At 64.3% G+C, this 19438-nt stretch carries 21 protein-coding genes and 1 pseudogene; 12 read left to right on the forward strand and 10 right to left on the reverse strand.

What is annotated here, in order from left to right:
• Positions 1-61: 61 nt before the first annotated feature.
• The 7 genes from G3W89_RS15580 (at position 62) to G3W89_RS15610 (ending at position 5517) form a co-directional block, all read left to right on the forward strand.
• A complete protein-coding gene (locus G3W89_RS15580) occupies positions 62-1261 on the forward strand; it encodes a pyridoxal phosphate-dependent aminotransferase (RefSeq protein WP_162575036.1) in 1200 nt (399 codons plus the stop codon).
• The gene (gene ybgC, locus G3W89_RS15585) at positions 1258-1722 is read left to right on the forward strand and encodes a tol-pal system-associated acyl-CoA thioesterase (RefSeq protein WP_162575037.1); all 465 of its coding nucleotides are present in this window, start codon (positions 1258-1260) and stop codon (positions 1720-1722) included. The genes G3W89_RS15580 and ybgC overlap by 4 nt, the downstream gene beginning before the upstream one ends.
• Positions 1719-2435, forward strand: a complete 717-nt coding sequence (gene tolQ, locus G3W89_RS15590) for a protein TolQ (protein WP_162575038.1) — start codon at positions 1719-1721, stop codon at positions 2433-2435. Before ybgC ends, tolQ begins: the two co-directional genes overlap by 4 nt.
• A 21-nt stretch (positions 2436-2456) precedes the next feature.
• Entirely contained in the window at positions 2457-2894 is a 438-nt protein-coding gene (locus tag G3W89_RS15595; protein WP_162575039.1) for a biopolymer transporter ExbD, read from the forward strand.
• 3 nt (positions 2895-2897) lie between these two features.
• Entirely contained in the window at positions 2898-3920 is a 1023-nt protein-coding gene (gene tolA, locus G3W89_RS15600) for a cell envelope integrity protein TolA (protein WP_162575040.1), read from the forward strand.
• A gap of 237 nt (positions 3921-4157) precedes the next feature.
• Entirely contained in the window at positions 4158-4898 is a 741-nt protein-coding gene (locus G3W89_RS15605; protein ID WP_162575041.1) for a hypothetical protein, read from the forward strand.
• On the forward strand, positions 4816-5517 hold the full coding sequence (locus G3W89_RS15610; protein ID WP_162575042.1) for a hypothetical protein: 702 nt from the start codon (positions 4816-4818) through the stop codon (positions 5515-5517). Before G3W89_RS15605 ends, G3W89_RS15610 begins: the two co-directional genes overlap by 83 nt.
• Positions 5518-5614: 97 nt before the next feature.
• Here G3W89_RS15610 and dnaE read toward each other — a convergent pair whose 3' ends face one another.
• Positions 5615-9115 (reverse strand): DNA polymerase III subunit alpha, encoded by a 3501-nt coding sequence (gene dnaE / locus G3W89_RS15615; protein ID WP_162575043.1) that lies wholly within the window; start codon positions 9113-9115, stop codon positions 5615-5617.
• Positions 9116-9178: 63 nt separating this feature from the next.
• Between dnaE and G3W89_RS15620 the strand changes: the two genes are divergently transcribed.
• A complete protein-coding gene (locus tag G3W89_RS15620) occupies positions 9179-9964 on the forward strand; it encodes a sulfurtransferase (RefSeq protein ID WP_162575044.1) in 786 nt (261 codons plus the stop codon).
• Between the two features lie 26 nt (positions 9965-9990).
• Here G3W89_RS15620 and G3W89_RS15625 read toward each other — a convergent pair whose 3' ends face one another.
• The 4 genes from G3W89_RS15625 to G3W89_RS15640 are packed head-to-tail and all read right to left on the reverse strand — an operon-like array spanning position 9991 to position 12722.
• On the reverse strand, positions 9991-10908 hold the full coding sequence (locus G3W89_RS15625) for a pirin family protein (RefSeq protein WP_162575045.1): 918 nt from the start codon (positions 10906-10908) through the stop codon (positions 9991-9993).
• Positions 10909-10929: 21 nt separating this feature from the next.
• On the reverse strand, positions 10930-11493 hold the full coding sequence (locus tag G3W89_RS15630; protein WP_162575046.1) for a flavodoxin family protein: 564 nt from the start codon (positions 11491-11493) through the stop codon (positions 10930-10932).
• Between the two features lie 34 nt (positions 11494-11527).
• On the reverse strand, positions 11528-11974 hold the full coding sequence (locus G3W89_RS15635) for a DoxX family protein (RefSeq protein WP_162575047.1): 447 nt from the start codon (positions 11972-11974) through the stop codon (positions 11528-11530).
• Positions 11975-12020: 46 nt separating this feature from the next.
• Positions 12021-12722 carry a pirin family protein gene (locus G3W89_RS15640; protein WP_162575048.1) on the reverse strand — a complete coding sequence of 234 codons (702 nt, stop codon included), beginning with the start codon at positions 12720-12722 and terminating at the stop codon, positions 12021-12023.
• Positions 12723-12877: 155 nt separating this feature from the next.
• Here G3W89_RS15640 and G3W89_RS15645 point away from each other — a divergent pair, with 155 nt between their 5' ends.
• From G3W89_RS15645 to trmB, 4 genes are all read left to right on the forward strand, one after another.
• Positions 12878-13831, forward strand: a complete 954-nt coding sequence (locus tag G3W89_RS15645) for a LysR family transcriptional regulator (RefSeq protein ID WP_162575049.1) — start codon at positions 12878-12880, stop codon at positions 13829-13831.
• 70 nt (positions 13832-13901) lie between these two features.
• Positions 13902-14972, forward strand: coding sequence for an NAD(P)/FAD-dependent oxidoreductase (locus tag G3W89_RS15650; RefSeq protein ID WP_232076559.1), 1071 nt, complete (start codon positions 13902-13904; stop codon positions 14970-14972).
• A 16-nt stretch (positions 14973-14988) separates the two neighbouring features.
• Positions 14989-15903 (forward strand): tRNA glutamyl-Q(34) synthetase GluQRS, encoded by a 915-nt coding sequence (gluQRS, locus tag G3W89_RS15655; protein WP_162575050.1) that lies wholly within the window; start codon positions 14989-14991, stop codon positions 15901-15903.
• 2 nt (positions 15904-15905) lie between these two features.
• Positions 15906-16640 carry a tRNA (guanosine(46)-N7)-methyltransferase TrmB gene (trmB, locus tag G3W89_RS15660; RefSeq protein WP_232076815.1) on the forward strand — a complete coding sequence of 245 codons (735 nt, stop codon included), beginning with the start codon at positions 15906-15908 and terminating at the stop codon, positions 16638-16640.
• 229 nt (positions 16641-16869) lie between these two features.
• On the opposite strand, the gene G3W89_RS15665 is transcribed toward trmB, so the two are convergent.
• From G3W89_RS15665 to G3W89_RS15680, 5 genes and pseudogenes are all read right to left on the reverse strand, one after another.
• Entirely contained in the window at positions 16870-17802 is a 933-nt protein-coding gene (locus G3W89_RS15665; RefSeq protein WP_162575052.1) for a PoNi-like cognate immunity protein, read from the reverse strand.
• Entirely contained in the window at positions 17799-18134 is a 336-nt protein-coding gene (locus G3W89_RS15670; RefSeq protein WP_162575053.1) for a hypothetical protein, read from the reverse strand. The genes G3W89_RS15665 and G3W89_RS15670 overlap by 4 nt, the downstream gene beginning before the upstream one ends.
• 159 nt (positions 18135-18293) lie before the next feature.
• Positions 18294-18494, reverse strand: a pseudogene (locus tag G3W89_RS33685) (contact-dependent growth inhibition system immunity protein); the annotation flags it as partial.
• Between the two features lie 312 nt (positions 18495-18806).
• Complete coding sequence (locus tag G3W89_RS33690) at positions 18807-18935, reverse strand: hypothetical protein (protein WP_443083208.1); 129 nt, start codon at positions 18933-18935, stop codon at positions 18807-18809.
• 4 nt (positions 18936-18939) lie between these two features.
• Entirely contained in the window at positions 18940-19434 is a 495-nt protein-coding gene (locus G3W89_RS15680) for a contact-dependent growth inhibition system immunity protein (protein WP_162575055.1), read from the reverse strand.
• Between the last annotated feature and the right edge of the window lie 4 nt (positions 19435-19438).

Here is a 19438-nt window from a genome sequence, read left to right on the forward strand (position 1 = left end):
GGCAAGCGAACGCCCCCTCGGTGGGCAGCGAGGACACGCCAGTGCCGAGCGTGGGGGCCGTATGAAAATTTCGAAGCGCGCCGAGCGCATCGAGCCTTTCTATGTGATGGAGGTCGCCAAGGCGGCGTCAGCCCTGGCACGCGAGGTTGCGCACACCGATCGGCCGATGATCTTCCTCAACATCGGCGAGCCCGACTTCACAGCGCCGCTGCCGGTGCAGGAAGCCGCCTTGCGCGCGGTGCGCGCCGGCGCGACCCAGTACACCCACGCGACCGGCCTCGAGGTGCTGCGCGAGCGCATCAGCGGCTGGTACAGCGAACGCTTCAATGTCGACGTGCCGGCACGCCGCATCATCGTGACTGCCGGTGCCTCGGCCGCGCTGCAGCTGGCCTGCCTGGCCCTGATCGAGGCGGGCGACGAGGTCCTGCTGCCTGACCCGAGCTATCCCTGCAACCGTCAATTCGTGAGCGCTGCCGAAGGCCGCGCGGTGTTGATCCCGACCACGGCCGAGGAGCGTTTCCAGCTCAGTGCCGCCAAGGTCGAGGCTGCCTGGACCGAGCGCACGCGCGGCGTGCTTCTTGCCTCGCCCTCCAACCCAACTGGCACCTCCATCGAGCCCGGCGAGCTGCGCCGCATCCACGAGGTCGTGACTCGGCGCGGCGGCATCACGCTGATCGACGAGATCTACCTCGGCCTCTCCTACGACGAGAAGTTCGCCCAAAGCGCCCTCGGCATCGATGATCAGATCATCAGCATCAACAGCTTCAGCAAATACTTCAGCATGACCGGCTGGCGCCTGGGCTGGCTGGTGGTGCCCGAGGCGCTGGTGCCGGTGGTCGAGCGATTGGCGCAGAACCTCTTCATCTGCGCGAGCACCGTGTCGCAGTACGCGGCCCTGGCCTGCTTCGAGCCCGCGAGCATCGCCGAGTACGAGCGCCGCCGCTCGGAGTTCAAGGCACGGCGCGACTGGTTCATCCCGCAGCTCGAATCGCTCGGCCTTCGCGTGCCCGTGGTGCCCGACGGCGCCTTCTATGCCTGGGCCGACTGCTCGGCGTTCGGCGAACGCCTCGGCATCGCCAACAGCTGGGACTTCGCCTTCGAGGCCATGAAGAAGGCGCATCTCGCCATCACGCCCGGCCGCGACTTCGGCTCGGACCAGACCGCCCGTTTCGTCCGCTTCTCGACGGCCAGCTCGATGGCACACCTCGAGGAATCAGTAGAGCGGCTGCGGGCCTGGGCGGGCGCCGCAAATCCCGCATGAGCTTTTCGTTCCCCGTCCGCGTCTACTGGGAGGACACCGATGCCGGCGGCATCGTGTTCTACGCCAACTACCTCAAGTACATGGAGCGGGCCCGCACCGAGTGGCTGCGCTCGCTGGGCATCGCGCAGCGTGCGCTGCGCGAGCAGACCGGCGGCATCTTCGTGGTCAGCGAGACCCAGCTCAAGTACCACAGCCCCGCCCGGCTCGACGACGAACTGCTCGTCACCGCCGAGCTGCGCCAGATCGGCTCCGCGTCGCTGATAATCGGCCAGCGCGTGCTGGCCCGGCCCGCACATGCCCCCCACGCCGATCCGACGGCCGATGCCCCAGTGCTTTGCGAAGGCACGATACGCATCGGCTGGGTTCACGCAGACACGCTGCGGCCCGCGCGCATCCCGGCGCAGATTTCGGGAACCCTTGCGCGCCATGCGGGCTCCATGTCTCAACCTCAGAAGCCATGAATCAAGAACTCTCGATCCTTTCCCTCCTGCTGCATGCCAGCCTTCCGGTGCAGCTCGTCGTGCTGCTCCTGATCGTGGTGTCGATCGCCAGCTGGGCGGCCATCTTCCGCAAGTACTTCTCGCTCAAGCGCACACGCTCGCTCAATGACGACTTCGAGCGCGAGTTCTGGTCCGGCACCAGCCTGAATGAGTTGTTCTCCTCGGCAGCCCAGCACGCGAAGTTTGCGGGGCCCATGGAGCGCATCTTCGCCTCCGGCATGCGTGAGTATCAGAAGCTGCGCGAGCGCCATGTGTCCGACGCCGGCACGCTGCTCGACGGCGCCCGCCGCGCGATGCGCGCGAGCTTCCAGCGCGAGCTCGATGCGGTGGAGCAGAACCTCTCCTTCCTGGCGACGGTCGGCTCGGTTTCGCCCTACGTGGGCCTGTTCGGCACGGTATGGGGGATCATGCATGCCTTCACCGGCCTGGCGGCGCTGGCGCAGGTCACGCTCTCCACCGTGGCGCCCGGGATTGCCGAGGCGCTGGTTGCCACCGCGATCGGCCTGTTCGCTGCCATTCCGGCCGTCGTCGCCTACAACCGCTTCGCCCGCGAGATCGACAAGATCGCGATCGGGCTGGAGACGTTCATCGAGGAGTTCTCGAACATCCTGCAGCGCAACCTGACGGCCCACGTCGTCAACCCGTCCCAGATGGGCCCGGCCACAGTGCGCTGACAGACAGCCGGAGACATCACCATGCCAGCCATGTCCTCCCGCGGCCGCGGCCGCCGCACGATCAACGAGATCAACATGGTCCCGTTCATCGACGTCATGCTGGTGCTGCTGATCATCTTCATGGTCACGGCGCCGCTCATCACGCCGAGCGTGATCAACCTGCCCACGGTGGACCGCGCCAACAAGCAGCCCGACCGGCCGGTCGAGATCGTGATCAAGAGCGACGACGAGATCCAGATCAAGAAGGACCCGTCCACCGGCACCGGCGCACTGTCGATCCCGATGACCCAGATCGGCAGCGCTGCGCGCACCGCGCAGAGCGGCGATGCGCAGCGCCCGGTGGTGATCAGCGCCGACAAGTCAGTCAAGTACGAGACGGTGGTCAAGGCGATGAACCAGCTCAAGGCCAGCGGCATCGAGCGCGTTGGCCTCTCGGTCCAGACCACGGGCACCCGCTAAGCCATGTCGCTGGCCGCAGACCGCCCCGAATTTGCCCCGCCGCCGCAGCGCGGGACCTTTCGTGCAGTGCTGCTGGCGCTGATCGCGCATGCGCTGCTGATCATCGCGCTCACCTGGGGCGTGAGCTGGCGGCGGGAGGCCGAGAACGACGCCGTCGAGGCGGAGTTGTGGTCGTCGACCATCCAGCAGGCGGCGCCGCGCGCCGTCGCGCCGACACCGCCGGCGCCTGCGCCGGCTCCGACGCCCGCACCGCCTCCTCCGCCTCCTCCTCCGCCGCCGCCTCAGGCAGCGAGACCGCCGGAGCCCGCGCCACCGCCGCCCAAGCAGCCTGACATCGCGCTCGAGCGCGAGAAGAAGCTCAAGGAGCAGAAGGAGCGCGAGCGCGAGGAAGAAGTTGCCCGTCAACAGCAGCAGAAGAAGCTCGAGGCCGCCCGCAAGGCCGCGCAGGAAAAGAAGGAACAGGAAGCCAAGGAGCGCGAGCGCGAGCGCGTCGAGGAAGAGGCCGAGCGCAAGAAGGAACAGCAGCAGAAGCTGGCCGAGGCCAAGAAGAAGCAGGAGGCCCAGGCGAAGGAGGCCCAGGCGAAGAAGGAGGCAGAGGCGAAGAAGGAGGCCGAGGCCGCCAAGAAGAAGGAAGCCGAAGCCAAATCGGCCGCGCAGGCAGCGGCCGACCGCGCGGCCACGCTCAAGCGCATGCAGGCCATGGCGGGTACCGGCGGCGAAGGCAATGCCGCGCGCTCATCGGGCCCCTCGGGCAGCTACGGTGGCAAGGTCGCAGCCGCAGTGCGGCCTAACGTCGTGTTTCCGGAAGCAGATCTGGTGAGCGGCAATCCTGGCGCCGAGTTCGACGTCCGCCTCGCGCCCGACGGCACCATCGTCGGCACGCCGGCGCTGGTCAAGAGCAGCGGCCTGCCGAACTGGGACGAGGCCGCCCTGCGCGCGCTGCAGAAGACCGAGAAGCTGCCGCGCGACGTCGATGGCACCGTGCCGCCGCGCCTGAGCGTCACACTGCGCCCGAAGCGCGGTTGAGGCTGTACCGCGCACGGTTGACACGCGGTATGAAATGACTCGACCGCGCGTTAAATCGTCGAGGGCTCACGCGCCTGAGTAGTGCTGGGGCAGGCCAAATGCTGTGGTTGCTCAACGCAATGGAACGCCGGATCTCTGGTCGTTACTCATCTAAGCGCACTCTCGTCGCTCTGAACATGCCTGGCTGTTTGCACAGGCTGACAGGCGATTGCGCACGCCCACAACTTACAGACGAACATGCGCTTCAACAATTACTTGCCTCCTTCCAGTAAAAATCTTACTGACAAATTAGATTCGAAATCAGACGACATCTCGTCCGAGGAAAGTTCGGAATCCCAGCTAAGCAAGGCGGTGCCGAAAAAAATGTTGGGCAACCACAGAGACTTACCAAAGACGTTAAAAAACGAAGGAGTTAAACAAGCACGACGCATGCCGGCAAAAACCGACAATACGTCAATCAAGAAACCAACGCCAGACAACACCGGCATCAAGAGCAAATTGTCTCGACTGATCTACAAGCCAGATCGCGCAGCAGGCAATCAAATCAAGCTCGCCAAGGAAGACGCAAAAGCGTTGAAGGAAATTACAAAAGTCGTAGCACCCTTGTTTTTAATCCAAATTTCGCCCTCCGAGAAAATCGCTCTCGAAGAGGAATGCAGCGCAGCACGTGCGTCGAATTCACCCGTTTCGATTCAAAAATTGACATGGGACTTTTACGTTCGCACCGCTATCAGGCAGCAACGCCCCGCTGCTCATAATACCGGCATTCCGCCCATGCTCATTGCCAACTTCGAGAGTATTAGGGAGGAGTACATGGCGATGAAACCTCATGACATCAATAGCGCCGCAAAAAAAAATGATGACGGCTGTCAAAATCTCGACAGAGTGGTGGACGATGGACGAAACTTCCGCCCATGCGTTGAAACTTCTTGTCCCAGTCAACGGACAATCGATTGCATCAGCAGTAGCCGAAATTGAAAACCTTGGAATTAAAATCAATCCATTCGCTCCAATAAATCCCGAAGAGCTTGCAAAAACAATTTCCCCCCTATCCGACTCTTTGCTCAAGCACATCGATGCTCGTTTGGAAGAAATAGACATCAGAGTCAGCGAGTTCAATCAAATCTTTAAAGATGATCCGGCATGGGATGGATTTCTGGAAGACTTGATAAAAAGCATTCCAGACTGGATAGCCGACACAGCCCTTCCATCAGAACTCACAACAGTTTTGAAGAGTCTTTTCGAAGACATCAACCACAACTGGCCAAAGAACTTCAGAACCAGCTTCATGCATTTTCGTGAAGATGCCAAATACGAAATCATCTACCAGCTAGTAGTGCGCCCGATGATTTCTGCTGTCAAAAACAATTTACAGCCACTTCATGGAGAAGTCATCAGCCAGCGAATAGCCCATGCTCTTGAGGCCATCACCAGCTGGAGTGCACCCCATCGGAAAACTGCCAAGGTACAGATGGGCATGTCCAACGAGAAATTTCATGAGCTCTCGGAGCCTATTTGGAACGGTGCACGAGAATCTCTGACAAAAAAGCTGCGCGAACTGGACTCAACCGTAGAAGCAATCAATTTTCCCCAATAAAATCCGGTCATTTCGAACCCAAATGCATCGCGAGGCAGTCCACCGATTGCCAACAAAAGGCAAAACGCCTTCTCCACCGCGTTTAGGCCAATCGCCCTCAGTCGTACACCACCGCCGCCTTCCCCGCCTCCGCCTGCGCCATCCAGCTCGCCAGCGCCGCGTCGGTCGGGAAGAACTTCGCCCGCTCGCCCAACTGCAGCTCCACCTGCGCGCCACCGCGCGCCATCGACAGGCGCACCGCCAGCCCTTGCAGCAGTTCGCCGTGCTCGCTCTGCTCGGTGCGCGGCGGGAACTCGCGCACCAGCCGCGCGATGTCCGGCGCTTTGCCGTTGACCGCTACCCGCAGGAACTTGCCGAAGCGGCAGCGCGCAGTGGCGAGGTCCCATACCTGCTGCACCTGGAAGCGCGCCTCGAAGCCACCGCGACCCGGCTGCAGGCGCCCGCTCACGATGACCAGCTCGTCGTCCTTCAGCGTGTTGCGGTTGTTGTTGATCAGCGCCTCGTCGGCCGTGGCCTCGATGGAAGCGGACTTGTCGTCCAGCTTGAAGATCGCCAGCCGCCCGCGCTGGCCGTTGATCACCCGCATGTCGCTCACGATGCCGGCGATGACCTGCTGTTCGCGGCTGTCGATCAAGTCGTCGATCTCTCGTCTGCAGAAGCGCCGCACCTCGTGCGCCACCTCGTCGAACAGATGGCCCGAGAGGTAGAAGCCGATGGCCGTCTTCTCCAGCGTCAGGCGCTCCTTCACGCCCCAGGGCGTGGCGTCGACCAGCTCGGGCTCCTGCGTGGCAGAGCCATGCTCGCATTCTCCGAAGATGTCGGCCTGCGCGGCGTTGGCCTCCGTGGCCGCTGCGAACTCGAAGGCGCGATCGATGGATGCCACGAGCGCGGCGCGGTTCTGCTGCAACGCATCGAAGGCGCCGGCCTTGATCAGCGCCTCCACCGTGCGCTTGTTGATGCGCTGGCGGTCCACCCGCACGCAGAAGTCGAACAGGCTCTTGAAGGGCCCGCCCTCCTCCCGCGCCCGCACCACGGCCTCCACCGCGAGCTGGCCGGTGCCCTTGACCGCGCCGAGGCCGTAGCGGATCACCTTGTCGGTGACCGGCTCGAAGCGGTAGTTGCCGCGGTTCACGTCCGGCGGCTCGAAGGTCATGCCGAAGTTCTTCTGCGCGTCCTCGAACAACACCTTGAGCTTGTCGGTGTCGTCCATTTCCACGGTCATGTTGGCGCAAAAGAACTCGGCCGTGTAGTGGACCTTGAGCCAACCCGTGTGATACGCCAGCAGCGAGTAGGCCGCCGCGTGCGACTTGTTGAAGCCGTAGCCCGCGAACTTCTCCATCAAGTCGAAGATCTCGTCGGCCTTCTCCTCGGTGATGCCGTTCCTGGCCGCACCGGCGCGGAAGGTCAGACGGTGCTCGGCCATCTCCTCGGCCTTCTTCTTCCCCATGGCACGGCGCAGCAGGTCGGCGCCGCCGAGCGAGTAGCCGCCCAGGATCTGCGCGGTCTGCATCACCTGTTCCTGGTAGACCATGATCCCGTAGGTCTCGGAGAGCATGTCTTCCACCAGCGGATGCGGGTACTCCACCGGCTCGCGGCCGTGCTTGCGCGCGACGAAGCTGGGGATCAGGTCCATCGGGCCGGGCCGGTACAGCGCGTTCAGCGCGATCAGGTCTTCGAGCCGCGTCGGCCGCGCGTCCTTCAGCATGCCCTGCATGCCGCGCGATTCGAACTGGAACACGGCCTCGGTCTTTCCCTCGGAGAAGAGCCTGTAGGTGGCCGTGTCGTCGAGCCGGATGTCCTCGTAGGCGAAGTTCTCCTGGCCCTTGTGGCGCTTGACGATGAACTCCTTGGCGATCTCCAGGATGGTCAGCGTTGCCAGGCCCAGAAAGTCGAACTTCACCAGGCCGATGGCCTCCACGTCGTCCTTGTCGTACTGGCTCACAGCCGAGTCGCTGCCTGGCTGCTGATAGAGCGGGCAGAAGTCGGTGAGCTTGCCAGGCGCGATCAGCACGCCGCCGGCGTGCATGCCGATGTTGCGCGTCATGCCCTCGAGCTTCTGTGCGAGCTCGACCAGCATGCGGACTTCTTCCTCCTTCTCGATGCGCGCGGCGAGCTGCGGCTCCATCTCGATGGCGTAGTTGTTCTTGTCGCCCTCCACCTTCGGAACCGGCGGGTACTGCAGCGTGACCGACATGCCCGGCTTGTTCGGGATGAGCTTGCTGATGCCGTCGCAGAAGGTGTAGCTCATGTCCAGCACGCGGCCCACGTCCCGGATGGCGGCGCGCGCGGCCATGGTTCCGAAGGTCGCGATCTGGCTCACGGCATCGCGGCCGTACTTGTCCTTCACATAGTCGATCACCCGGTCGCGGTTGCTCTGGCAGAAGTCGATGTCGAAGTCGGGCATCGACACGCGCTCGGGGTTCAGGAAGCGTTCGAACAGCAGCTTGTATTCGAGCGGGTCCAGGTCGGTGATCTTCAGCGCGTAGGCCACCAGCGAGCCGGCACCCGAGCCCCGGCCGGGGCCCACGGGGCAGCCGTTCTTCTTGGCCCAGTTGATGAAGTCCCCCACGATGAGGAAATAGCCCGGGAAGCCCATCTTGAGGATGGTGTTGATCTCGAACTCCAGCCGTTCCACGTAGCGCGGGCGCTCGGCATCGCGCTTGGACGGATCGGCGTACAGGTGCTCGAGGCGATCCTCCAGGCCTTCGTAGGACGCGACGCGGAAGTACTCCTCGATCGGCATGCCGTTCGGCGTCGGGAAGTTGGGTAGCCTGGGCTTGCCCAGGGTGAGCGTGAGGTTGCAGCGCTTGGCGATCTCCACCGTGTTGGCGATCGCGCTCGGCACGTCGGCGAAGAGCGCCTCCATCTCGGCGGCCGACTTGAAGTACTGCTGCGGCGTGAAGCGGCGCACGCGGCGTGCGTTGCCGAGGATCTCGCCCTCCGAAATGCACACGCGCGCTTCGTGCGCCTCGAAGTCCTCGGCGGAGGCGAACTGCACCGGATGGGTGGCGACCACCGGCAGGTTCAGGCGCGCGGCCAGCTGCACCGCGGCCAGCACATGCGGTTCGTCCTGGGGGCGGCCGGCGCGCTGCAGCTCGATGTAGAAGCGGTGTGGGAACAGGCCCGCGAGCTGCAGCGCGACTTCGGCCGCGCGCTCGGCCTGGCCTTGCAGCAGCGGCGCACCCAGCGGGCCGGCCTGCGCGCCCGAAAGCGCGATCAGCCCGCCTTGCAGCTCTTCGAGCCACGCCAGCTTGCACGCCGCCTGCGCCTGGCCACGGCCCACGTTCTGGGTCCAGGCGCGCGCCAGCAGCTCCGACAGATGCAGGTAGCCTTCCATGTTCTGCACCAGCAGCACGATCCGCGTCAGCGCACCCGGCTCGGTGCCCAGGCCGTCGACGAAGATCTCCGCGCCCAGCACAGGCTTGACGCCCTTCCCACGAGCTTCCTTGTAGAACTTGACGCCGCCGAAGATGTTGTTGAGATCGGTGATCGCCAGCGCGGGCTGCTTGTCGGCGGCGGCGGCCTTGACGACTTCATCGATGCGGTTGGTGCCGTCGACGACGGAGAACTCGGTGTGCAGGCGCAGGTGAACGAACATGGGCTCGATTGTAGAAACCCGTCCTTCCACCCTGTGAGTTGGTCATCCCTACAATCCGCCCCCGTGCAAGAAATTTTGAATATCGCGGCCTACAAGTTCGTCGCCATCGAGGAAGGCGAGGCCCTGCGCGAGGCGCTGCGCGCCCGCACCCATGCGCTCGCGCTCAAGGGCACCATCCTGGTTGCGCCCGAGGGCATCAACCTGTTCGTCGCGGGTGCAGCCGCCGCGGTGGATTCGTTCCTCGACAGCCTGCGTGCCGATGCACGCTTTGCCGACCTCGAAGCCAAGAAGAGCTGGTCCGAGGCGCAGCCCTTCCGGCGCATGCTGGTCAAGCTCAAGCGCGAGATCATCCGCATGGACCATCCCGCCGTCCAGCCCGCCGCCGGCCGCGCGCCGAGCGTCGACGCGCCCACGCTCAAGCGCTGGCTGGACCAGGGCCACGACGACACGGGCAAGCCGATCGCGCTGCTGGACACGCGCAATGCCTTCGAGGTCGACCACGGCAGCTTCGAGGGCGCGATCGACTGGCGCATCCGCAAGTTCACCGAATTTCCGAAGGCCTTGCGCACGCATCGCGAGCAACTGGCCGGCAAGACGGTGGTGAGCTTCTGCACCGGCGGCATCCGCTGCGAGAAGGCTGCGATCCTGATGCGCGAGGAAGGCCTGGCGGACGTGCTGCAACTCGACGGGGGCATCCTCAAGTATTTTGAGCAGGTGGGCGGGGCGCACTACCGCGGCGAGTGCTTCGTGTTTGATGGGCGCGAGGCGCTCGCGCCGGATCTGAGTGCGCGCTCGAACCGGGCAAGCGCTCGGGCCGCGGAGGACCCGGACCTCGCCATCAAGGGCTGAGAAGCGTACTGCCCGCCTTCACAGCGTCACACAGGCGTGGTCTTCACGTCCGGCTCCGACCCCTGCACGCGAAACGGATGCCCCGGCAGCGGGATGAACTCGGTTTCGCCCGGCACTTGGCCCATGCGCTGCGCGGCCCACGCGTCGCCGGCCTCGAGGATGCGCTCGCGGCGGCTGGAGACGAAGTTCCAGGTGATGTAGCGGGGCCCATCGAGCGGCTCGCCGCCGATGATCACGATGCGCACCGCATCGTCCGCTTCGAGCACGCCGCCCTGGCCGTCCGGCAGCGCCGCCATCGTGTGCTGCGCCACCGGCACGCCGTCGAGCCGGATCGCGCCATCGATGGCATAGACAGCCATTTCCTCGGCCAGGCTCGGCAGCTCGAAGCGCCCACCGGCCGGCAGGGCCACGTCGAGATAGAGCGTGTTCGAATAGGTCTTGACCGGCGAGCGCGCGCCGAAGGCCTCGCCCACCAGCACGCGCACCGCCACGCCCTGCACCTCGACGGCCGGGATCTGGTCGGCTGCGGTGTGCGAGAAGCTGGGCTCGACCTCCTCGAAGGCCTGAGGCAGCGCAGCCCAGAGCTGCAGGCCGTGGTTGACGTAGGTCGCATCCAGCAGCGGCTCGGGTTTGCGTTCGGAATGCACGATGCCGCGGCCGGCCGTCATCCAGTTGATCGCGCCGGGACGGATCTCCTGCACCACCCCCAGGCTGTCGCGGTGCATCATCGCGCCGTCGAACAGGTAGGTGACGGTGGCCAGCCCGATGTGCGGATGAGGCCGCACGTCGTGCTCCTTGCCCGGGGTCTCGGTGGCAGGGCCGAAATGGTCGAAGAACACGAAGGGGCCGACCGAGCGCCGCCGGGCGGCCGGCAGCAGGCGGCGGACCTTGAAGCCTCCGCCCAGGTCCTTGTCGTGCGGTTGGAGCAGCGTTGCTTCAGTCATCGTGGGTTCTCCATGGGTCATTCATGCCGGCGACCGGCCGTGCGATCGTGCCACCTCGGCCACGTGCTCGCCGAAGGCGATGGCGGTCTCGAGGTCGCCCTTGGCGATTTCCGCCGGGCTGGCATCGGTCGGCGATGTGGTCAGCAGGCCGCCGTAGCCGCCGACGTAGTTGATCGAATCGCGCCGCGCCGCCTTGTCGTTGCTCGGCATCGTGCCGATCGGCACCCAGAGCCCGCCATGCTGGCTGGCCAGGTGCCACAGGTAGGTCAGCGTGGCGCCCTTGTCGCCGTTCATCGCGGCGCTGTTGGTGAAGCCGGCGAAAAGCTTGTTCTTCCAGCCCTGGACAAACCAGACCTTCGAGGACGCATCGGCAAACTTCTTGAACTGCCAGCTCACGCCACCCATGTAGGTGGGCGAGCCCATGATGATCGCGTCGGCCGCGGCGAGCAGGTCCCAGCCGTCGGCCGGCAGGTTGCCGTCAGCATCGATCTGCAGCAGCCGGGCCTCCGCGCCATCGGCCACCGCCTGCGCGATGCGCTGCGTGTGGCCGTACCCCGAATGAAAAACAACAACGATGTCGGTCATGCGGGATTATTGGCGATCGACGCCTCCTGCAGCTTCAGCGCTTGTCGAGGCTGAAGCGGCCGGCACCGAAGGCCGCGAACGCGAGCAGGCCGCCTGCCACCGCGATGTTCTTGAAGAACATCAGCTGGTTGACCATCGCCTTGTCGGCCGACAGGGCCCAGTAGTTGTGGAAGAAGATGCTGGCGGCGATGGTGAACACGGCGAGCACGATGGCGGCAATGCGCGTCTTGTAGCCGACGAGGAACATCAAGCCGACACCGAGTTCCGCGACGATGGCAATCGCGGCCCCCAGTTGCGGCACCGGCAGCCCGACAGAGCCGATGTAACCGACGACGCCGGCAAAGCCCGTGAGCTTGCCGAAGCCGGCCGGTACGAAAAGAAGCGCGATCAGCACGCGGCCGATCAGGGCCAGCGTGTCCTGGGCCGTGCTCGCGGTGGCTGGTACGGCAAAGGTCGATGCGGTGGTGGTGCTACTGGACATTGGAAGAACTCCTCTGGTTGATAAAAAGAAAGGGAATCGGCGGCGCTCAGGCTGCCAGGTCGAACACCAGCACCTCGGCATCCTTGCCGGCGGTGAGCGTGAGTTGCGATTCGCGCTCGATCAGCGCGGCATCGCCGGTCGCAAGCTTCGTGCCGTTGACTTCGAGCTCGCCCTTCACGAGATGCACGTAGCTCTTGCGCTCCGGATCGAGCGCGAGTTCGGCCTTCTCGTCGCCGTCCAACAGGCCCGCGTACAGCCGCGCATCGGCATGCACCAGCACCGAGCCGTCGGCACCGTCCGGCGAAGCCACCAGGCGCAAGCGGCCCCGCTTGTCGGCGTCCGGAAACGCCTTCTGCTCGTAGCCCGGTGCAATGCCGCGCACGTTCGGCTCGATCCAGATCTGCAGGAAATGCGTGGTCTCGTCAGGCTTGTGGTTGAACTCGCTGTGCATCACGCCGCGGCCCGCGCTCATGCGCTGCACGTCGCCCGGCGGAATCGATTCGACGTTGCCCATGCTGTCCTTGTGCGCCAGCTCCCCCGAGAGGACGTAGCTGATGATCTCCATGTCCCGGTGGCCGTGCGTGCCGAAACCGGCGCCGGCTGCAACGCGATCCTCGTTGATCACGCGCAGGTTGCCCCACCCCATATGGTCAGGGTCGTAGTACCCCGCAAACGAGAAGCTGTGAAACGAGCGCAGCCAGCCGTGATCGGCATAACCGCGTTCCTGGGATTTGCGAACCTTCAACATCTCTGAACCTCCTGCCCCGGGTACTTGAACCTCGAGGCTTTCATATGCCGCGCCGCATGCGCAGCGGATGAAGAGAACTTTAGGGTTTGGAGAGGGTCTCGAAAGCGCCACGGTTTGATGGCATCATTCAAATCGTTTGATCAATCGGATGAGCCATGCACACTGCTCGCGACGTCCTCACCCCCGATGCGCTCGCCATGCTGCAGACGGTGGCCGACACCGGCAGCTTCGCTGCTGCGGCACGCCACCTGGACCTGGTCCCAAGCGCCTTGAGCTACCGAGTGCGCCAGATCGAGGACGCGCTCGACGTGCTGCTCTTCGATCGCAGCGCCCGGCAGGCGAGGCTCACGGAGGCCGGCGCCGAGCTGCTGCGTGAAGCCTCCTGGCTGCTGAACGAGATCGATGCCGTCGCCAACCGGGTCAAGCGCGTCGCCACAGGTTGGGAGCCGATGCTCACCATCGCGATCGACAGCGTGATCGCGCGCGACCCGATGCTCGACCTCGCCACTGCTTTCTTCGCACTCGATCCGCCCACCCGCCTGAAGCTGCGTGACGAGACCCTGCTCGGCACCATCGAGGCGCTCAGCAGCGGCGTGGCCGACCTCGCCGTCGGTGCGGTGCTCGACGCCTCCAGCCTGGCCTTCGGCAGCACCGGCATTCGGAGCCGGCCCCTGGGCCATGTGCGCTTCGTCTACGCGGTGGCGCCGCATCATCCGCTTGCGCGCCTCGAAGGCCCCCTGTCCGACGCGGTGCTGCGCCAACATCGCGCCGTAGCCGCAGCCGACTCCTCGCGCGCAGGGCCGAGCATGACGGTCAATCTCGTGAGCGGCCAGGACGTCCTCACCGTTCCGACCATGCAGGCCAAGCTCGCCGCACAGCTGCACGGCCTCGGCGGTGGCTTCCTGCCGGAGCCGATGGCGCGGCCCTATGTCGAGGCCGGTCACCTGGTCGAGCGCAAGACCGAGCGTGCGCCGCCGCTGGCCACCATGCATTGCGCATGGCGCGAACGCACCGCCGGCAAGCCCGGGCGCGCGCTCAAATGGTGGCTCGAGCAGTTCGAGCACGAAGGCACGCGCCGCGCACTGCTGGAGCGCCACCGCGGACGCTGAGCGCCTCCGGTGTGTCGGGCCGGTTAGAGTCGGCCACTGCCCTGCCCCAATCATCGATCGAGACCACGCCATGATCCTCCGCCCACCCGCCGACCGCCACCGATCCCTTGCACCACGCCACTACGCCATCATCGGCGCAGGCATGGCTGGCGTGGCCTGCGCCCGCACCCTGGTCCAGGCCGGGCACCGCGTGAGTGTCTTCGAGCGCGAGGCATCACCCGGGGGGCGCATGGCGAGCGAGTCCACGCCCTTCGGCCGCTTCGACAGCGGCGCCCAGTATTTCACCGTGCGCGATCCGCGCTTTGCACGCGCGCTCGAGACCGCGGACGGCTGCTGCCGCCCCTGGAGTGCGAACCTCGTGCGTGTGCTAGACCCGCACGGCCGCGTGGCCGAGGCTGCCTTGCCGGGCCGCGAGCAGCACTGGGTGGCGCAGCCCGGCATGGACGCCCTGATTGCCCACTGGTCGGCACCATTGGGCGATGCGCTCATCACCCGTACCCGCGTGACTTCGATCGAGCCCGATGCACTCGACGCGCAGCGCTGGCAGCTGCGTACCGAGGGTGCCGAAGATGCGCGGCACGTCTACTCCGGCTTCGACGCCGTCCTGCTGGCGGTCCCACCGGGAAGCGCACGCGCGCTGCTCGGCGGCGGCGCCGCCATGGCACCGCTGCGCGAGAAGACGGAGGCGGTGCGCATCGCTCCTTGCTGGACCTTGATGATCGCCTTTCCGCAGGCCAACCAGCCCACGCTCTCGCACCTCGGCCCGCAATGGAACGCGGCCCGCAGCAACCATCACCGCGTGGCCTGGCTCGCGCGCGAATCCTCCAAGCCCGGCCGCGAGCGCATCGAGCGCTGGACGCTGCAGGCCAGCCCGGCCTGGTCCAAGGAGCACCTGCGCGACGATGCCGCGCGGGTCGAAGCCAAGCTGCTGCGCGCCTTCTCCGAGATCACCGGCATCCGCGCCACGCCTTCGCATGCGCAGACGCGCTGCTGGCCCGAGGCGCAGACCCAGGTGCCGATCGGTGCACCGCACCTGTGGGATGCCAAGTCCCGCATCGGCCTGGCCGGCGACTGGTGCACCGGCCACCGGGTGGAAGACGCGTTCCTGTCGGGCCTTACGCTCGCGCTGAAGGTGGCCTGACCGGAGCGTGCGCGCCATGACTGCCGTTGGCCGCTTCGCGCCCTCGCCCACGGGACCCCTGCATGCCGGTTCGCTCGTCGCTGCGCTCGCGAGCTGGCTCGACGTGCGCGCCCGAGGGCCGCAAGCGCGCTGGCTGGTGCGCATCGAGGATGCCGACACCGAGCGCTGCGTGCCCGGCATGGGCGAGCACATCCTGTCTCAGTTGGCCTCCTGCGCCCTCCTGCCCGATGCGCCGCCGGTCTGGCAGACGCAGCGCGGCGGGCTGTACGCCCGCGCCCTGGAGCACCTCAAGGCCTTGCAGTTGGTCTACCCCTGCGGCTGCTCGCGCAAGGACATCGACGAAGCGCTCGCGTTGCACGGCGAACCGCACCACCGGCACGGCGAGCGCGTCTATCCCGGCACCTGCCGCGACGGCCTGCACGGCAAGCCGCCCCGGGCCTGGCGCTTCGCCGCTGAGCAGTACGAAGCCGCCCGGACCTCCAAGAGACTCTGCTGGACCGACCGCCGGCTCGGCTGCCAGTACCAGGACGTTGCGCGCGAGGTCGGCGACTTCGTGCTCAAGCGAGCAGATGGACCGTGGGCCTATCAGCTCGCGGTCGTGGTGGACGACGCCGACCAGGGCGTCACCGACGTGGTGCGTGGCGTGGATCTCGCCGACAACACCGCACGCCAGATCCTGCTGCAGCGCGCGCTCGGGCTGCCTCAGCCGCGCTACCTGCACACGCCGCTGGTGCTCGGCCACGACGGCGAAAAGCTGTCGAAGCAGAACGGCGCTGCGCCGATCGACACCAGCACGCCTGCCGCTGCGCTCGCGGCGCTGAATGCCGCGGCCGGCGTGCTCGGGCTGGCTGCGGCGCGCGCATTGACACCCGCGGAGGCCCTGGACGGATGGGTCGAGGCCTGGCGGGCTCTCTACAATCCGCCCCCGTGATGATGACCCTGCCCGCCAACGACCCCGCGCACGACGAGGGCCCGCCCTCCGGCGACGCCCCATTGCATCCCCTGCACCGCCGCCTCAAGAGCTTCGTCCGGCGCGCAGGCCGCACCACCGACGGCCAGGCGCGCGCCTTCGCCGAGCTGGGGCCAATCTTCCTGCTGCCCTACCGCGCCGAGCCGCTCGACCTCGAAGCCACCTTCGGCCGCGCCGCGCCCACCGTGCTCGAGATCGGCTTTGGCATGGGCGAGGCCACAGCGCACATTGCCGCGCTGAAGCCAGAGACGAACTTCCTCTGCTGCGAAGTCCACGAGCCCGGCGTTGGCGCTCTGCTCAAGCGCATCGGTGAGCAGCAGCTTTCCAACATCCGCATCTGCGCGCATGACGCCGTCGACGTGCTCGACCACATGCTGCTGCCCGGCACGCTGGCCGGCGTGCATGTGTTCTTCCCCGATCCCTGGCACAAGAAGCGGCACAACAAGCGGCGGCTGATCCAGCCGCCGCTGGTGCGCAAGCTGGCCGATCGCCTGGCGCCCGGCGGCTATCTGCATTGCGCGACCGATTGGCAGCCCTATGCGGAGCAGATGCTGGAAGTGCTGTCGCAGGAAGCCCTGCTGCGCAACACGGCCGCGGCCTATGCCCCGAAGCCAGACTATCGACCGCTCACCAAGTTCGAGAACCGCGGCCTCAAGCTAGGCCATGGAGTGTGGGACCTTGTTTTCTTGCGGGTGTAAGGCGGTGCGGCGCGTGCTGAATGCACGCAAAAAAAATGGCTCCCCTGACGGGGAGCCATTGGAAAAGCCGTTTCCGGCTTCGCCGGCAGGGAGTCGGGCAATGCTGAAAGCACAGCCCAGTTAACCGGCCCGGCATTCTAGCCGGCTCGATACCCTTTGTCGTGCATATGGAGCACCGAGCCGCGACCGTCCTGTGTTGGTGAGATGCCTTGGACCTTGATCTTGTCGGCTAGGCGTTCAGCTTGTTCTTGACCAGCATCTTGAGCGCCTCCCATTTGGTGAGATGGCGCGGCTCGCCGCTGAACTGCTTCTCGGAAGGAGCGCCGATCGTCACTGCGAGCTCGGGCAGCAAACGCGACAGGTCGGGCGACGTGACTTGTCCGGGACGCAGCAGGTCGCCGGGGTAGTGGGGATGACCCACACACAGACTGTCGTCCAGATTGAACGCCTTGACGGCGGCCACGGCCTCCACGCACCAGTAGCCGAAGTAGCCTCCTTCGAGGCGGTGGTAGTTGTGCCAGTACGGAGTCTTGAACGGAATGGCCTGCTTCTGTCGGGCGGACTTTGCGGCATTTCCGATCTCCTTGTACCAATGCTCGACAAAGTGATCCAACAGCAGGGCCTGCTTGGTTTTCGGCGCGTCGATCGCCGCCAACAGTCGGGCATATGGCTTCGGATAGCACAAAGTCGTGCCGATCTTGCGGTCAGGTGATCGGGTGGCAATGACGCGGTCGAGCAGCAGGTCTTCGCCTTCATTGCCCACGAGGGCAAGCAGGCGTTGCCATTGCGCCTCGGGAATCTTCAAGGCAAGCGCAAGACCGATCAGCCAGAAGCAGTCGATGTAGTGGTCGAGGTTGACCGCCCATGTGTGGCGGGTGTATTGCTGCTCGGGTGTCCATACGCTTTTCCCCAGTCGTTCGGATTGCTCCCAATACTGCAGCAGCGACCAAAGATTCTGAGACACATCGCCATGGTCACCACGAGAGTAGTGGCGCAATGAGGTCGACAAATGCTTGTTGGCTACCTCTCGTAAGAACCGAGGACGGTAGTTCGGATCTGCGGTTGGCTCAGCTAGGTTGTCTATGAACCTCTCGATGGTTCTGACATCGTATGAGATCCACTGGTCAAACCACTCAAGAGACTTTAGGGCGTCCCGCGTCATTGCTTTCTCCCAAGTACTTTTCTGGCAAGGCCGGAGTCGGCCGGCACAATCTTGCCGGCGGCATCAACTATCCACACTGATGTACCACCTGCTGGGTCCGTGTGAACTACCCATTTTTCTACTCGTCCCTTATTGAATGCTGCCAGAACGTCATCCGCGGCGCGCGCATCTTCTACTGCATCGAGCAGCCTGCTTCTTCCACTTGTGGAGCCTAAAACCCACCCGTCACTCATCTGCAGCCCATCCGCGGTCACGCCGAACTTCGAAGTTCCGAACTTGTACTCCACGATCACATAGTCGGCCTTGTCGCTCGTGACCTTGTACAAGGTCATCGATCCCCTGGCTGCCGACCTCACCCATTCTTCCCAACCGGGTGGCTCCTGGCAGCACGTTCTGCACTGTATTTGCTCCCAGCAGTTCCCCGATGCCACCTTTGTGGCGATGATGCTGTCGACCTCGCGGGACGTGACGCTCGGCACCGAGGCGTCCTGCTATTCGCATCGATCAAATGCAATTCGGAGCGCCTTTCCTACATGTTCCGGCAAACTGTCTATTGAAACAAGAACGTTCTCGTTCCTGTCAAGCTCCAAGCCAGACCAAGCCTCTAGCTTCTCGTGGCGCATTGGCATGAATTCCATCGCACTATCCGTTACTGTGACGCTGCAAAGCGCCATGTCTTTGAAGAGCATGCGTCTTGTCTTGTACTCCTACCGATCCATGAGCGAGATGACCCACTCCGTGTAGTCGGCTGCAATTCGTGTAGGACTATATAGCTGCTCGGACTCCTCGACGTTCCAGGCTTCACAAAACGACTGCGCGAGACCGCTTCGAGTACAGCACGGCCCAGTTGTTCATCCGTTGCACTGGGTGGCAAATGCTCTTCAGCCCCTCTAGGGTCGCGTACACAGTTTCTCTAGCCCGAGTTGGTTGCGATGACGTAAAAATCACCATTGAAATGACCTGAAGGCCATTTGTGATGAGTAGGCTCATTTAAACGTATCCTTTCAGTAAACCACCGTAACAGTCACGCTCACGCCAACAGATTGTCCATAGAGAACGGCACTATTGATCTGTTCCCACTGGGCTGGAGTCGTTCCCGCAGGAACGGCACTCTTGATCTCTCGTAAAAACATGCCGCTATTCACATAGAGTGAAAGCTTCTTGCAGAGCCTTTCCTATTTCCGCGGCGGGACTGTGGATCGAAAGCAAAACCTCTTGTATCCCATCACCTCTCTCTCTTCCCCAAGCCTCCAATCTCTCGTGCTGCGTCGGACCAATCTCCATAGCCTCATCTGTCACGGTGATATTGCAAAGCATCATGTTCTTGAATAGAGCTCGCCTCGTTTTGTATTTATATCGATCCAAGAGCGAAGCAACCCAGCTCTCGTAGCTTGACATGATTCTGTTCAAACTGAAGAACTCATCGATCTCTTCCACTTTGAGAAAGCGACTGCTAGAAAGCGCTTGGAGCAAGGCTTTTCCAACTTCTTCATCCGTGGCACTGCCCGCCAAGTGGGCTTCGTACCCGTTCGGATCGCGGGCACAGCCTCTGTAACCTGAATTAGTTACGATAAAGTAATAATCGCCATTGAAGTAGGCGGAGGCCCATTTTTTACGTGCTGGTTCAGTCATTTGA

The organism is Variovorax sp. PBL-H6, from assembly GCF_901827155.1.
GTDB lineage: Bacteria > Pseudomonadota > Gammaproteobacteria > Burkholderiales > Burkholderiaceae_C > Variovorax.

What these genes read in the sequence shown, in the direction of transcription:
- ybgC (WP_162575037.1), top strand. Translation starts at nt 1,258, where the DNA reads ATGAGCTTTTCGTTCCCCGTCCGCGTCTACTGGGAGGACACCGATGCC.
- G3W89_RS15650 (WP_232076559.1), top strand. Translation starts at nt 13,902, where the DNA reads ATGATCCTCCGCCCACCCGCCGACCGCCACCGATCCCTTGCACCACGC.
- G3W89_RS15595 (WP_162575039.1), top strand. Translation starts at nt 2,457, where the DNA reads ATGCCAGCCATGTCCTCCCGCGGCCGCGGCCGCCGCACGATCAACGAG.
- G3W89_RS15610 (WP_162575042.1), top strand. Translation starts at nt 4,816, where the DNA reads ATGGACGAAACTTCCGCCCATGCGTTGAAACTTCTTGTCCCAGTCAAC.
- G3W89_RS15605 (WP_162575041.1), top strand. Translation starts at nt 4,158, where the DNA reads ATGCGCTTCAACAATTACTTGCCTCCTTCCAGTAAAAATCTTACTGAC.
- G3W89_RS33690 (WP_443083208.1), bottom strand. Translation starts at nt 18,935, where the DNA reads ATGTTTTTACGAGAGATCAAGAGTGCCGTTCCTGCGGGAACGACTCCA.
- dnaE (WP_162575043.1), bottom strand. Translation starts at nt 9,115, where the DNA reads ATGTTCGTTCACCTGCGCCTGCACACCGAGTTCTCCGTCGTCGACGGC.
- tolA (WP_162575040.1), top strand. Translation starts at nt 2,898, where the DNA reads ATGTCGCTGGCCGCAGACCGCCCCGAATTTGCCCCGCCGCCGCAGCGC.
- G3W89_RS15635 (WP_162575047.1), bottom strand. Translation starts at nt 11,974, where the DNA reads ATGTCCAGTAGCACCACCACCGCATCGACCTTTGCCGTACCAGCCACC.
- G3W89_RS15640 (WP_162575048.1), bottom strand. Translation starts at nt 12,722, where the DNA reads ATGTTGAAGGTTCGCAAATCCCAGGAACGCGGTTATGCCGATCACGGC.
- G3W89_RS15645 (WP_162575049.1), top strand. Translation starts at nt 12,878, where the DNA reads ATGCACACTGCTCGCGACGTCCTCACCCCCGATGCGCTCGCCATGCTG.
- trmB (WP_232076815.1), top strand. Translation starts at nt 15,906, where the DNA reads ATGACCCTGCCCGCCAACGACCCCGCGCACGACGAGGGCCCGCCCTCC.
- tolQ (WP_162575038.1), top strand. Translation starts at nt 1,719, where the DNA reads ATGAATCAAGAACTCTCGATCCTTTCCCTCCTGCTGCATGCCAGCCTT.
- G3W89_RS15680 (WP_162575055.1), bottom strand. Translation starts at nt 19,434, where the DNA reads ATGACTGAACCAGCACGTAAAAAATGGGCCTCCGCCTACTTCAATGGC.
- G3W89_RS15580 (WP_162575036.1), top strand. Translation starts at nt 62, where the DNA reads ATGAAAATTTCGAAGCGCGCCGAGCGCATCGAGCCTTTCTATGTGATG.
- gluQRS (WP_162575050.1), top strand. Translation starts at nt 14,989, where the DNA reads ATGACTGCCGTTGGCCGCTTCGCGCCCTCGCCCACGGGACCCCTGCAT.
- G3W89_RS15625 (WP_162575045.1), bottom strand. Translation starts at nt 10,908, where the DNA reads ATGACTGAAGCAACGCTGCTCCAACCGCACGACAAGGACCTGGGCGGA.
- G3W89_RS15630 (WP_162575046.1), bottom strand. Translation starts at nt 11,493, where the DNA reads ATGACCGACATCGTTGTTGTTTTTCATTCGGGGTACGGCCACACGCAG.
- G3W89_RS15665 (WP_162575052.1), bottom strand. Translation starts at nt 17,802, where the DNA reads ATGACGCGGGACGCCCTAAAGTCTCTTGAGTGGTTTGACCAGTGGATC.
- G3W89_RS15670 (WP_162575053.1), bottom strand. Translation starts at nt 18,134, where the DNA reads ATGACCTTGTACAAGGTCACGAGCGACAAGGCCGACTATGTGATCGTG.